The organism is Noviherbaspirillum soli (assembly GCF_015352955.1).
GTDB classification, from domain to species: Bacteria; Pseudomonadota; Gammaproteobacteria; order Burkholderiales; family Burkholderiaceae_D; genus Noviherbaspirillum_A; species Noviherbaspirillum_A soli.
On record NZ_JACYOX010000072.1, the window covers coordinates 1 to 12,292 of the forward strand.

At 66.9% G+C, this 12,292-nt stretch carries 12 protein-coding genes; 3 read left to right on the top strand and 9 right to left on the bottom strand.

Features of this window, described 5'->3' with window-relative positions:
* Nucleotides 1–467: 467 nt before the first annotated feature.
* The 5 genes from IGW04_RS24710 to IGW04_RS24730 form a co-directional block, all read right to left on the bottom strand.
* Nucleotides 468–1,148 carry a thiol:disulfide interchange protein DsbA/DsbL gene (locus IGW04_RS24710; RefSeq protein ID WP_194715760.1) on the bottom strand — a complete coding sequence of 227 codons (681 nt, stop codon included), beginning with the start codon at nt 1,146–1,148 and terminating at the stop codon, nt 468–470.
* 15 nt (nt 1,149–1,163) lie between these two features.
* A complete protein-coding gene (locus tag IGW04_RS24715) occupies nt 1,164–1,880 on the bottom strand; it encodes an SPOR domain-containing protein (protein ID WP_194715761.1) in 717 nt (238 codons plus the stop codon).
* Between the two features lie 19 nt (nt 1,881–1,899).
* Entirely contained in the window at nt 1,900–3,615 is a 1,716-nt protein-coding gene (gene argS, locus IGW04_RS24720; protein ID WP_194715762.1) for an arginine--tRNA ligase, read from the bottom strand.
* A 70-nt stretch (nt 3,616–3,685) separates the two neighbouring features.
* Entirely contained in the window at nt 3,686–4,096 is a 411-nt protein-coding gene (locus IGW04_RS24725) for a gamma-glutamylcyclotransferase family protein (protein WP_194715763.1), read from the bottom strand.
* 80 nt (nt 4,097–4,176) lie between these two features.
* On the bottom strand, nt 4,177–5,094 hold the full coding sequence (locus IGW04_RS24730; protein WP_194715764.1) for a cation diffusion facilitator family transporter: 918 nt from the start codon (nt 5,092–5,094) through the stop codon (nt 4,177–4,179).
* Between the two features lie 238 nt (nt 5,095–5,332).
* On the opposite strand from IGW04_RS24730, the gene IGW04_RS24735 reads away from it, so the two are divergent.
* The gene (locus IGW04_RS24735) at nt 5,333–5,737 is read left to right on the top strand and encodes a hypothetical protein (RefSeq protein ID WP_194715765.1); all 405 of its coding nucleotides are present in this window, start codon (nt 5,333–5,335) and stop codon (nt 5,735–5,737) included.
* A 23-nt stretch (nt 5,738–5,760) separates the two neighbouring features.
* Here IGW04_RS24735 and IGW04_RS24740 read toward each other — a convergent pair whose 3' ends face one another.
* The 3 genes from IGW04_RS24740 to IGW04_RS24750 all read right to left on the bottom strand — a co-directional run bounded on the left by IGW04_RS24740 (nt 5,761) and on the right by IGW04_RS24750 (nt 8,969).
* Entirely contained in the window at nt 5,761–6,243 is a 483-nt protein-coding gene (locus IGW04_RS24740) for a methylated-DNA--[protein]-cysteine S-methyltransferase (protein ID WP_323744905.1), read from the bottom strand.
* A 12-nt stretch (nt 6,244–6,255) separates the two neighbouring features.
* Complete coding sequence (locus IGW04_RS24745; protein ID WP_194715766.1) at nt 6,256–7,746, bottom strand: AlkA N-terminal domain-containing protein; 1,491 nt, start codon at nt 7,744–7,746, stop codon at nt 6,256–6,258.
* 92 nt (nt 7,747–7,838) lie between these two features.
* Nucleotides 7,839–8,969 carry an alpha/beta hydrolase gene (locus IGW04_RS24750; RefSeq protein WP_228527382.1) on the bottom strand — a complete coding sequence of 377 codons (1,131 nt, stop codon included), beginning with the start codon at nt 8,967–8,969 and terminating at the stop codon, nt 7,839–7,841.
* A gap of 202 nt (nt 8,970–9,171) precedes the next feature.
* On the opposite strand from IGW04_RS24750, the gene IGW04_RS24755 reads away from it, so the two are divergent.
* Nucleotides 9,172–10,386: an MFS transporter gene (locus tag IGW04_RS24755; RefSeq protein ID WP_194715767.1), complete on the top strand. Its 1,215-nt coding sequence runs from the start codon at nt 9,172–9,174 to the stop codon at nt 10,384–10,386.
* A 142-nt stretch (nt 10,387–10,528) separates the two neighbouring features.
* Here IGW04_RS24755 and IGW04_RS24760 read toward each other — a convergent pair whose 3' ends face one another.
* Complete coding sequence (locus IGW04_RS24760; protein ID WP_194715768.1) at nt 10,529–11,239, bottom strand: alpha/beta fold hydrolase; 711 nt, start codon at nt 11,237–11,239, stop codon at nt 10,529–10,531.
* Between the two features lie 110 nt (nt 11,240–11,349).
* Between IGW04_RS24760 and IGW04_RS24765 the strand changes: the two genes are divergently transcribed.
* On the top strand, nt 11,350–11,580 hold the full coding sequence (locus IGW04_RS24765) for a DUF3717 domain-containing protein (protein WP_194715769.1): 231 nt from the start codon (nt 11,350–11,352) through the stop codon (nt 11,578–11,580).
* Nucleotides 11,581–12,292 lie beyond the last annotated feature (712 nt).

Genomic DNA, 12,292 nt, shown 5'->3' on the forward strand with positions numbered 1-12,292 from the left:
ACGGCTGCACTGCCGTGGAGACAAGCCGGGAGTCCGTCCCGGCGGCCGGGTCACTTTTTTTGCTTCGCCAAAAAAAGTAACCAAAAAAAGGCGACCCGGTGATCGCGCCCCGCTGCGCGGGGTTCCCGTGTCAGCGGTACCCGGAGCGGGGCGCGGCTAAACTCGCCAAGCAAAGCTTGGCTCAGACAGACGCCGCACCTTATCCGCTCCGGGCACCGCTGACACGGCGCGCTCAACGGGATTTCACTTCAAAAGCAACGGCAACGGCAACGGCAACGGCAACGGCAACTGCTACTGCAACTGCAACTGCAACCTCATACCGCGATATCTCTATGTCAAGCCTTGTCCTGCCGGACTGCCTGCCCCAATTACCTTCGACGCTTCACAGAATCCCACCCGACCCTTGTCGTTTCATTGAAAAGGCCCGCCGTCTCGCGACCGGCGGGCCTGTTCATCCAACGGGATGATTACTTCTTCGTCGCCTGCTCCTTGGCGGCCTTGTCCACCAGGAAGCTCGCCACCTGCAGCGCCGACTCATGCAGCACGTTCTCCGGCTGCCGTCCGCCCATGGCCGCGCCGACGATGGAAGGCGAGGTCATGTAGCGGCCATCGATGGCCAGCGTGGGCACGCCGTCGATCTTGTAGGCTTCCTGCAGCGCAGCCGCGCGCTTGGCCTTGGTCTGCACGCCGAAGGAGTTGTACACCTCCAGGAACTTGGCCTTGTCCACGCCCTGCGCGGCGATGTAGTCGGCGATCGCGGCGTCGCTCTCGAGCGGCTTGCGCTCGGCGTGGATCGCATGGAAGACCTTGGGATGCAGGTCGTTCAGGCGGCCCATTGCTTCCAGCGTGTAGTACAGCTTCTGCTGCGGCACGAAGGAAGGACGGAAGGCCACCGGCACCCGCTTGAAGGAAATCGCATTGCCCTGCTTCTTCACCCATTCCACCAGCGACGGCTCGAGCGCGAAGCAGTGCGGGCAGGAGTACCAGAAGAACTCGGTGACTTCCACCTTGCCGGCCGATTCGGTCGGCTGCGCCTTTTCCAGGGTCTTGTAGTCGGTGCCGTTGACCGGCGCCTGCGGGGACGCATGCGCCGTTGCCGCCACCACTGCCAGGCTGACCGCTGCCAGCATCTGTTTCATCAACTTCATAACCACTCCTTCTGTTTATTTGGGTACGCGGACCACGGCCACATCCACGCCGTTGTCGCTTAACCGGGAACGTACCCGGTTCATGGTTTCCAGGTTGCCGAACGGACCGAGCCGCACCCGGTAAAGGGTGCCGTTGTCGGTCTTGCGCTCGGCGATGTTGGCCGACAGGCCCATCAGCGCCAGCTTGGCCTTGGCATTCTCGGCATCGTTACGCTCCAGGAATGCGCCAGCCTGCAGATAATAGGTGAATTTGTCGTCGACCGCGCCGCCGCCCTCGGTGGAACGCTCCACTACAGGAGGCTTGGCGGCCTCGCGCGCCAGCGCGGCCCTGGCTTCTGCGCGTTGCCGCGCCTCGGACCGCTTCTGCTCCTCGCGCTGCGCCTCGGCCTTCTTGGCCTCCAGCTCGGCGTCGATCGCGGCTTCCTCGTCGCTCTTGCGCGGCACGTCCTTGGCGGCCTGGCGCGCGGCTTCACGGTTGCCGTACAGCGGCTTGTTCGGGTCCGACGGCCCGGTCGGCGCGGCCGGCGGCGGCGCATTGCTGGTGTTGGGCGCCGCCACCCGGTCCGGCCCCCTGTCCTGCGCCTTCTCCTGCTTGCCCAGCTTGTTGACGAAGGGCAGCGGCGTGTTCTTGATGGTGATGGCGACGCCGACCGCAATGGCCAGGCCGATGATGAGACCGATGATCAGGCCCAGCAGCGTGCCGCCGGCCTGCCTGTTGCGTTGATGGATCATGCTTCCTCGAAATTCAGACTTACATCCGGGCCGGCGCCGAAACGCCAATCAGCGCCAGGCCGTTGCGCAGCACCTGGCGGGTGGCCACCAGCAATGCCAGGCGCGCCATGCGGGTGGGCATGTCGTCCACCAGCACCCGTTCGGCATTGTAGTAGCTGTGCAGTTCGCCAGCCAGGTCGCGCAGGTAGAACGCCACCTGGTGCGGCCCCAGTTCCTCCATGGCTTTTTGCAACGCTTCCGGGTATTCGGCCAGCTTGGACAGGAGCGCCGCCTCGCGCGGCGCGGTCAGCGGCGCCAGGTCGACATTGGCGAGGCTGGCCTCGTCGCCGCCCCACTGGCCCAGCACCGAGCAGATGCGGGCATGGGCATACTGCACGTAATAGACCGGGTTCTCGTCCGACTGCGCCAGCGCCAGGTCGACGTCGAACACGAATTCGGTATCGGCCTTGCGCGAGATCAGGAAGAAGCGCACCGCGTCGCGGCCGCGGGTCAGGTCGCGCGGCGCGCTGTCGACGGCCTCGCCGGCCGACCATTCGATCAGGTCGCGCAGCGTCACGTAGGAGCCGGCGCGCTTGGAGATCTTGACCTCCTCGCCGTTGCGCATCACGGTCACCATCTTGTGCAGCACGTAGTCCGGATAACCCTCCGGGATGCCGATGCCGACCGCCTGCAGGCCGGCGCGCACGCGGGCGATGGTGCCATGGTGGTCGCTGCCCTGCACGTTGATGACCTTGTGGTAGCCGCGCTCCCACTTGGTGATGTGGTAGGCCACGTCCGGCACGAAGTAGGTATAGGTGCCGTCGGACTTCTTCATCACCCGGTCCTTGTCGTCGCCGTAGTCGGTGGTGCGCAGCCACAGCGCGCCATCCTGCTCGTAGGTCTTGCCGGCCGCGACCAGCGCCGCCACTGCGCGCTCGACCCGGCCGTCGGTATAGAGCGAGGACTCCAGGTAGTAGTTGTCGAAGGCCACGCCGAAGGCGTTCAAGTCCAGGTCCTGCTCGCGGCGCAGGTAGGCCACCGCGTAGCGGCGGATCGATTCGATGTCCTCGACGTCGCCGCTGGCGCTTGCGTCGCCGATGGTGTCCCGGTTCAGGAAGTCGCGCGCGATGTCGGCGATGTAGTCGCCGTTGTAGGCATTCCCGGGCCAGCCGGCGTCGCCCGGCTTGTGGCCGCGGGCGCGGGCCTGCACCGAGTTGGCCAGCGTGGCGATCTGCACGCCGGCGTCGTTGTAATAGAACTCGCGGGTCACGTCATAGCCCTGCGATGCCAGCAGCGCCGACATCGCGTCGCCCAGCGCGCCCTGGCGGCCATGGCCCACATGCAGCGGCCCGGTCGGGTTGGCGGACACGAATTCCACCAGCACCCGCTGGCCCGCGCCCTGTTCGCCCTGGCCGTAGGCCTCGCCCTGGCGCATGATTTCCGTCACCACCGCCTGCTTCGAGGCAGCCGACAGCCGCAGGTTGATGAAGCCGGGGCCGGCGATCTCGACCGCGTCCACCAGGCCGGCGCGGGCCGGGTCGGCCAGCACCGCCGCCGCCAGCGCCTGCGCCAGCTCGCGCGGATTCTTCTTCATCGGCTTGGCCAGCTGCAGCGCGATATTGCAGGCCACGTCGCCATGCGACGGGTCGCGCGGGCGCTCCAGCACGACATTCGGTTGCAGTCCGGTTCCGGCCACCAGCGGCGTCAGGGCGTTCTGGAACAGGGAAATGATCTGGTGTTTTTGGGAGGCTAGCATGGGACTCGGTTGGCGCGGGCGCATGCCCGCGGATGGCTCAAAACGCCTGATTATACTGGCTCGGGCAGCCTCAACCGTCGCGCAGGGCCGATGCCGGGGCGTAAGTCCGGATGAATTCACGCAGCCGGAAAGCCTCCGGCAGCCAGGCGTCGTCCGACAGCCTGCCGTGGTCCAGCCAGACATAGGTTTCGGCAACGAGCACCGAGCCGTCCGCCAGCGTGACCGGCAGCGCGTCGCGCCGGTACTCGGCGCCCTCGAACAGATCGAGCCGCGCCAGGTCGTCCGGCGCGACATCGCGGTACAGCAGGCCCGCCACCTCTTGTGCGGGCGCGGCGACGATGCCGGGATAGGCCACGCCGGGCACCGCGAAGCGGCGGTAACCCGGCAGGACGGCCGGCTCGGACCGGTAGCGGCCGCCGACCAGCGGCTGCCACACTTCGGCAAACATCAGGGAACCATAGGTAAAGATGTGGGCGCTCACGCTGTTTCCTCTTCGGCTGGACAGGCAGGCCGCATGATAGCCGCTGCTGCGCGGTCGTTGCAGGACAGGCGAGCCGGCGCTCAGTCTGCCCCGGGCTCGAAATCCGGCTCGAAGAAACACCATTTCACCGTCGGCCAGCGCTGCTGTATGGTTTCCTCCACCGTGTTGATGGCTTCCACCAGCGCATGGTCGCTCGGCTGCGCATGCATGCGCGCCTGCACCGCCACCATCAGCTGCGAACCCCATTGCACCGTGATCAGGTGGATCACGTGATCCACTTCCGGGCGCGCCAGGATATGCGCCTTGATCGCCGCATGCACTTCCGGCGCGGCGGACTCGCCGGTGATCATGCCCTTGACCTCATGGGTGATGAAGATCGCCACTACCATCAGCAGCACGCCCACCGCAATGGTGCCGCAGGCATCCCATATAGGGTTGCCGGTCACCACCGTCAGCAACACGGCAATGAAGGCCAGGGACAGGCCGCACAGCGCGGCAATGTCCTCGCCCGCCACCACCAGCAGCTCCGACTGCCGGGTTTCGCGGAACCAGCGGAAGAAGGGCTTGTCGCCGGACGTCTTGCGTATCTCCTTCATCGCGCCATACAGCGAGAAGCTCTCCAGCGCCACCGACACGCCCAGCACGCCCAGCGCGACATGGACATTGCTCAGCGGCTCGGGATCGCGCAGGTGCTCGATGCCCTGCATCACCGAAAACGCGCCGCCGAGGAAGAACAGCAGCAGCGCCACCATCATGGCCCAGAAATAGACGACCCGGCCGTAGCCCATCGGATGGGATTCATCGGGCGGCTTCTTCGCCTCCTTCAGCCCGCGCAGCAGGAACAGCTGGTTGGTGCAGTCAGCCAGGGAATGGATGGCTTCGGCCAGCATCGCGCCGGAACCGGTATAGAGCGCGGCGGCAAACTTGGCCGCGGCGATGCCGCCATTGGCGCCCAATGCGTAGAAGATGGGCTTGTTGGATGTGTCCTGCGTGGCCATGTGATGCGCTCGATGATCAAAGCGTCACCTTATCCAGACTGGCGTGGAAACGACATCGATCAACGCAAGCCCCCTGGCCGCCGCGTTTGTCCGGTTGATTGCCATCAACGCAAGCCGACGCCGGCCGCCGTGCAGCAGGAACTTCGGTTTTCGATGGCGCCTCTATCGAGGGTAGTGATCACAAACATCGCGGCAGCCCGATGGCGCTGCATCTGACAACTGTTCAAAGGAGATAGTGATGAAGAAGCTGATACTTTCCGCCATGTGCGTGGTGGCGCTGAGCGCCTGTAGCGGCATGGATTCGTCGTCGCGCATGGGCTCGTCCAGCATGGGTTCGTCCGGCATGGGCTCGTCCAGCATGGGTTCATCCAGCATGGGCTCGTCCGGCATGGGCTCGTCCGGCATGGGCTCGTCCAGCACCGGCGCATCCAGCATGGGCTCCACCGGCAGCTCCGGCATGGAACAGGGCGGCACCGCCGGCGCCAACCGGGCGCAAACCACGTCCGGCGCCTACACGGCTCCCGGCACGTCCACCATGCCAGGCTCGAAAGGCACTGCCGGCACGCCGGCAGATCCGAACTCGGCGCAGCCCACCGGCGGCATGGGCGGCACGGGCATGGGTTCGGGCAGCATGAGCCGCTGAGCCACTCAGCTTCATGGCGGCTCTCAAGCCGCGCCGGCGGCTTCGAACGCAAGCAGGTAGCGCTTGCGCTCAAGGCCGCCGGCATATCCCGTCAACTTGCCGTCGCTGCCCACGATGCGATGGCATGGAATGATGATCGATAGCGGATTGCGTCCTATCGCACTGCCCACTGCCCGCACCGCCCGCTGCGCGCCAATGGCGCAGGCGTGCGACAGGTAGCTCGTCGTTGCGCCATAAGCCACGGTCGACAGCTGGCGCCATACGGCTTGCTGAAACGGCGTGCCGCGCAAGTCCAGTGGCAAATCGAACCTGCGCAGGCTGCCATTGAAATAAGCATCCAGCTGCGCTGCCGCGCGTTCCAGGTGCGGATGCTCTCCCTCACGCCACCCTTCAACGCCGCGAAAATGCCGGTGCTCCTCGAAATACAGGCCGCACAGGCCGGCATCGCTTGCCGCCAGCAGCAGCCCGCCCAGCGGGCTTTCATGCATGCGGTAATGAATCATCATGCTTCTCCTTTGTCATTGCAGTCCATGCCACAGCAGCAGCGCCGCATAGCCGCGCCAGGGCGCCCAGGCGGCAGCGCGCGCCAGCAATTGCATTTCATCCAGACGCCCGCCCTCGACACCCGACGCCGCCTTCTGCAAGCCGAGATCGCCGGCCGGGAAGGCATCCGGAAAGCGCAGCCCGCGCAGGGCGATGTATTGCGCGGTCCATTCGCCGATGCCCGGCACCGTCTTCAGGCGAGCCACCGCGTCGGCAAGGCCGGTGCCAGGCGCGAACGCCAGTCCGCCCGCCGCGGCAAAGTGCGCCAGCGCCGCCAGCGTGCGGGCGCGCGCGAGCGGCAGGCCGCAGCCGGCGATCGCTTCCACTGGTATTGCCGCCAGTTCTTCCGGCGAGGGGAAATGCAATCCGGCCTCCTGGAACGGCGCAGGGGCCGGCCTGCCGAAGCGTTGCGCCAGGCGGCCCGACAGCGTGGTGGCGCCGGCAACGCTGATCTGCTGTCCCAGCACCGCGCGCACTGCCAGTTCGAAGATGTCGAAGGCGCCGGGCACGCGCAGGCCGGGCGCGGCGACCATCCTCGCTGCCAAGAGGCTGTCGCCGGCCAGGTGCATTTCGATGGCGGTCGGGTTGGCGTCGAGGTCGAACTGGCTGCGTATCCGCGCAGCCAGCGGCATGAGCCATGGCGCCAGCGAAGCGGAAGTCTGAAGCAGCAGCTGGCCGCGCTGCGGCAGGTGCGACACCCGCAGCCAGCCCTGCCCGCCCTGTAGCCGCACGCTGCGCAGGTAATGCAGTTCGCCGCCTTGCTCGCGCACCGCTTCCACGCCGGGTATGGCGCGCCGCTGCAGATAGCGCAGCATCTGGTCCCAGGCATAGGGCGGCCGGTAGGCCAGCCGCAGCGTCAGCACGCCGTCATCGACGCCTTCGCCGCCGGCGCGGCGCAAGGCGCCCGGCGCCATCCGGTAGCGGCTGACAAACAGCGCATTGAAGCGGCGCACGCTGCGAAAGCCCGCCGCAAACGCCACCTCGGGCATGGGCAGCAGGGTTTCCTGCAGCAGCTTCTTGGCAAACAGCAGGCGCTGGGTCTGGGCCAGTTCCACAGGCGTGACGCCGAAGTGGCGCAGCAGCACCCGGCGCACCTGGCGCGAGGACAGCCCGACCTCGGCCGCCAGCCGCTCCAGCGCGCCGCCCTCATCGCCGCCGCCTTCATTCAATGCGCCGGCGGCAATGCGCTGCCATACCGCATAAGCCAGGTTCTGCTGCAGCGCATAGGGCGCCAGCTCGGGCCGGCAGCGCAGGCAGGGCCGAAAGCCTGCCGCCTCTGCGGCCGCGGCGCTGGAAAAGAATTCGCAGGAAGAACGGCGCGGGACACGCACCGCGCAGACCGGCCGGCAATAGATGCCGGTGGTTTTCACGCCGGTGAAGAAGACGCCGTCGAAGCGGGCGTCGCGCGCAAGCAGCGCGCGGTAGCAGCTGTCGGGATCGGGCGGATGATCGAAGGTGGTGCTCATGCAGCCGATTTATACGCGCCGCGCCAGGCAGCGTCTAGCCGTTTTCGGACGCCAGTTTCGCAAGCCCTCGCGGTGGTTGAACCGGCGCTGGCTCAAGGCTGGTCGGCAACCTGCGCGGCAGCCATGGTCGCCAGCGCCGCCGCCTCGGCCACCAGCCGGGCGCCGGCCACTGCCGGCGCGCTGCCATCGGCCGCCGCGACCGCCGCCGCCGACGCGCTGGCCACGGCCGATATCGCGGCCACCGCGGTCGCCTCCTCCACCGCCGGCGAGGATTCCGGCAGGCGCTGGAAGCCGGCATGCAGAAAGCCGGCAATGGCCTGCTGCGCCGCTTCCAGGTACGGAATCGTGCAGTGGTCGGAGCCGGCGATGGTCTGGTCCAGCGGCTGCGACGGCAGGCTGGCGACGAACCTGTCGGTATGCGCCGGCGGCACCACGTCGTCCTGCTCGGCGCGCAGCACCAGGATGCGGGTCTGCAGCCGCGCGGCGAACTTCACCGATTCGAAGCGATGGCGCAGCATCCATGCCACCGGGATCGTGCGGAAGAAGCGCCGGCGCGCCAGCGACACCAGCGAATCGTAGGGCGTGATCAGGGCCAGCGACGCCACTGGCCGCTGCGCCGCCACCTGCACCGCCACGCCCGAGCCCAGGCTGCGCCCGACCACTGCCACCCGCCGCGCGTCCACCCTGTGGTGCGCGGCCAGCCAGTCCCACAGCATGGAGGCATCCTGCATGATGGCTGCCTCGCCCGGCACGCCGCTGGACTCGCCATAGCCGCGGTAATTCATCGCCAGCACCGTCATGCCGGGAAACATGCGGCTGGCGTCGCGCGCCACCCAGCTGACTTCCTCGGAACGTCCGCCAAAGTACAGCACGCCCGGATGGCTGCCCGGCGCATGCGGCGTCATCAGCCAGCCGCACAGCCGGGTGCCGTCGGCGGCGCGCAGCACCACGCGGCGGGTGCGGTGGCCGGCGCTGCGCGGTCGCTGGACCTCGGGTTCGCGCACCGGATTGAACACCAGGTGGGTCTGGCGGGCGAACACCACCGCCGCGAAGCCGGCCCACAGGAAGCTGGCCACGCCGGCGGCGCCTGCGATGAGCCGGCCGTCGGGCCCGGCGATGCGTCGGGCCGGCGTGGCGGCCGTCGTACCGGGTGCCGCCGCCATCGCGCCATCGTCAGCCGCGCCCGGATTTTCCTGCACCTGCGCTGCATGCTGCTCGGCCATCGCGCTCTCCTTGTCTGGTCCATGTATTAGAGGGAAAAACAGGCGCTGCGGTTCGGCGTTTCGCAGTCGATTGCATCAAGGCTTTGCCTGTTTAACAAGGACGCGGCCGGAACGCGCCCGCTCCCGTGTCAATCCGGCGCTCTCTGTGCGAACGGCCCTGCTGCGCTACACTCCTTGCTTTCAAAAATAAAACGACAACATCATGTCTCCCGCCACCCGCGCGCCCAGCCTGAAAACCATCCTGCTCTGCACCGGCCTGATCCTGACCCTGGCCATGGGCGTGCGCCACGGCTTCGGCTTCTGGCTGCAGCCGATCTCGCAAGCCAATAACTGGACCCGCGAAACCTATTCGCTGGCGATGGCGCTGCAGAACCTGATGTGGGGCGCGTTCGGGCCGTTCGCCGGCATGGCGGTGGACCGCTGGGGCACCGCCCGCGTCGCGATATTCGGCGCGCTGCTGTATGCGGCCGGGCTGCTGTGGATGGCCTTCGTCACCCAGCCGGTGCTGTTCGTGGCCGGCTCCGGCCTGCTGATCGGCGGCGCGCTGGCCTGCACCGCATTCGGCGCAATGAGCGGCATCATCGGCCGCACCGCGCCTGAGGAAAAACGCTCCTGGGCCTTTGGCATCTCGGGCGCGGCCAGCTCCTTCGGCCAGTTCGCGCTGATGCCGATCGAGCAGCAGTTGATTGGCGCCATCGGCTGGCAGCATGCCTTCCTGGCGCTCGCCGCCCTGGTGGTGCTGGTGATGATCCCGATGGCGACCTTCCTGCGCGAACCCAAGCCGAGCCGCTCCGGACCGCAGCAAAGCATGCCGGAAGCGATACGCGAAGCCTTTGGCTACCGCCCCTTCCTGCTGCTGCTGGCGGGCTATTTCGTCTGCGGCTTCCAGCTGGTGTTCATCGGCGTGCACATGCCGGCCTACCTGAAGGACCGCGGCCTGACCGATCCTGGCGTGGCGGTGATGGCGCTGGCCCTGATCGGCCTGTTCAACATCTTCGGTTCCTACGGGGCCGGCCGGCTCGGCGGCTGGCTGCCCAAGCGTTACCTGCTGTCGTCCATTTACCTGGCGCGGGCCGCGGCGATCGCGCTGTTCCTGCTGCTGCCGCTGACGCCGCTGTCGGTCTATGTGTTTTCCGCGGCGATGGGCGTGCTGTGGCTGTCCACGGTGCCGCTGACCAATGGCGTGATCGCCGGCATCTTTGGCGTGCGCTACCTGTCGATGCTGTCGGGCTTCGTGTTCTTCTCGCACCAGGTCGGCAGCTTCCTGGGCGTCTGGCTGGGCGGCTTTCTCTTCACCCGGCAAGGCAACTACAACACCGTCTGGATGATCACCATTGCGCTGGGCATCTTCGCCGCGCTGATCAACCTGCCGATCGATGAAAAGCCGATCGCGCGGGCGCAGGCGGTGCCTGCCTGAAGGATGCGCACCATGCGATGGCGTCTGGTCGGATGGCTTGCCGCGGCGGCGCTGCTGACGCTGGTGTTCCTGGCCTACCTGCGGCCAGGCTTTCTCGTCGACCTCGCCAACCAGATCCTGCTGTGCATGTAGCGCAGGCTTGTCAGCGTCCCGCCGCGATCTCCAGCAGCATGTCCGTCAGCGCTTGCGGCGAGGTCAGCATCGCATCATGCCCGGCGGCGATCTCGCGCCAGCCCCAGTCCGGCTGGGCGCGCAGCCGCTCGCGGATGCCCGCCAGCGGCGGGTACCAGGGATCGGTGACGGCGATATAGGTCCTGGGCAGTCCATTGCCCGGCGGGTGCCGCAACGCCAGCGGCTCGGTATAGGCCTTCAGCGGATGCGGGGTGAGCCGGCGCAGCAGCCATGCAGCCTGCTGCGGGTCGCTGACACCGAATTTGTCCGGCGCCGGGATTGCCATGCGCAGTCCTTCCGGGTCGATCGTCCTGCTGCGCTCGCGCTGCACGGCTTCCGGCAGGATGCCCAGGCCCGACTGTCCATTCTCCACCACCAGCGCATCGAGGTAGACCAGGTGCGCGATGCGCTCCTTCATGCGGTCGGCAACGCCGCTGATCACCAGTCCGCCAAAGCTGTGCCCGACCAGCACGATGTCGTTCAGCTCCTCGCATTCGATCACGGCGCAGGCATCGGCGATGAAGGTGGAAAGACCGGTGCGCTCATCCAGCAGATGGGCGCGCTCGCCCAGTCCGGTCATGGTCGGGGTGTACACCTCGTGGCCGGCGGCGCGCAGCCGCGCCGCCACGTCGCGCCAGCACCAGCCGCCATGCCAGGCGCCGTGTATCAGTACGAAAGTCATGTCGTCTCCTTCTTTTATTGTTGGAATCCGGATAATAGGCCGACCTTGCGATCTGCGCCGCTTCTGACCGCGCGCAGCGCCCGGCCCGATGGCGCGGTTAGAATACGCCGATGGACACCAACCCAAGCGACATCGCGCTCGCCGAACTGGAACAGGCGATCAATTACTGGCGCAACCTGCGGCCTTCACGCGGCGAGGAGCGCTCGCTGTCGCCGGAAGTCAATCGGCTGGCCGAGGTCTATGCGCTGATGATCTACGAGCGGCTGCACAGCCTGCCGCTTGCCCGCATCGGCGCCGACGCGCTGGCCCTGATCGAGGCCTGGCGCAGCCAGCGGGTATAAGGCGGATCCAGGCTGCCTGGCCTGACGCCGATGGCGGGCGGCGGAGTCGCTTCGGATACCGTTGCAGTTGCAGTTGCCGTTGCCGTTGCCGTTGCCGTTGCCGTTGCCGTTGCCGTTGCCGTTGCTTTTGAAGTGGCCGTTCAACTCCCCGTTGAGCGCGCCGTGACGGCGATGCCTGAAGCGGATAAGGTGCGGCGTCTGTCTGAGCGCAGCGCAGCGGAGCGAGTTTAGCCGCGCCCCGCTTCAGGCGTCGACGGCACGGGGACCCCGCGCAGCGGGGCGCGATCATCGGGTCGCCTTTTTTTGCCTACTTTTTTTGGCGAAGCAAAAAAAGTAGGTCGCCCGCCGGGGCGAACACCCGGCCTAGTCATGACGACAGTGCTATCGCCTTGGGTCACCAGGGGGAAGGCGTCACTGCGAAGCAGCAGTTGCTTTTGACGTTGTCGTTAGCTTTTCAACCGAAAACACGTCAACGTCAACACCGACAGTGCTGCCCGTGCCTTGCCAGGTGACGCAACACCGCTGCACTACCGTGGAGACAAGCCGGGAGTCCGTCCCGGCGGCCGGGTCACTTTTTTTGCTTCGCCCTCTATGTCAGGCTAGTTGTCGCATCCACTGATATCCAACAACCTGGAGGGCGATAGCGAGTGAGCAATGAAGAAACGACATCCGGAGCCAGTCCGGGAATGGGCCATACAGCAAATCATGTTGC

Excerpts from the sequence above, each read along its gene's own strand:
- IGW04_RS24710 (WP_194715760.1), bottom strand. The coding sequence starts at position 1,148 with ATGAAGTTGATGAAACAGATGCTGGCAGCGGTCAGCCTGGCAGTGGTG.
- IGW04_RS24715 (WP_194715761.1), bottom strand. The coding sequence starts at position 1,880 with ATGATCCATCAACGCAACAGGCAGGCCGGCGGCACGCTGCTGGGCCTG.
- argS (WP_194715762.1), bottom strand. The coding sequence starts at position 3,615 with ATGCTAGCCTCCCAAAAACACCAGATCATTTCCCTGTTCCAGAACGCC.
- IGW04_RS24730 (WP_194715764.1), bottom strand. The coding sequence starts at position 5,094 with ATGGCCACGCAGGACACATCCAACAAGCCCATCTTCTACGCATTGGGC.
- IGW04_RS24735 (WP_194715765.1), top strand. The coding sequence starts at position 5,333 with ATGAAGAAGCTGATACTTTCCGCCATGTGCGTGGTGGCGCTGAGCGCC.
- IGW04_RS24740 (WP_323744905.1), bottom strand. The coding sequence starts at position 6,243 with ATGATGATTCATTACCGCATGCATGAAAGCCCGCTGGGCGGGCTGCTG.
- IGW04_RS24745 (WP_194715766.1), bottom strand. The coding sequence starts at position 7,746 with ATGAGCACCACCTTCGATCATCCGCCCGATCCCGACAGCTGCTACCGC.
- IGW04_RS24750 (WP_228527382.1), bottom strand. The coding sequence starts at position 8,969 with ATGGCCGAGCAGCATGCAGCGCAGGTGCAGGAAAATCCGGGCGCGGCT.
- IGW04_RS24755 (WP_194715767.1), top strand. The coding sequence starts at position 9,172 with ATGTCTCCCGCCACCCGCGCGCCCAGCCTGAAAACCATCCTGCTCTGC.
- IGW04_RS24760 (WP_194715768.1), bottom strand. The coding sequence starts at position 11,239 with ATGACTTTCGTACTGATACACGGCGCCTGGCATGGCGGCTGGTGCTGG.
- IGW04_RS24765 (WP_194715769.1), top strand. The coding sequence starts at position 11,350 with ATGGACACCAACCCAAGCGACATCGCGCTCGCCGAACTGGAACAGGCG.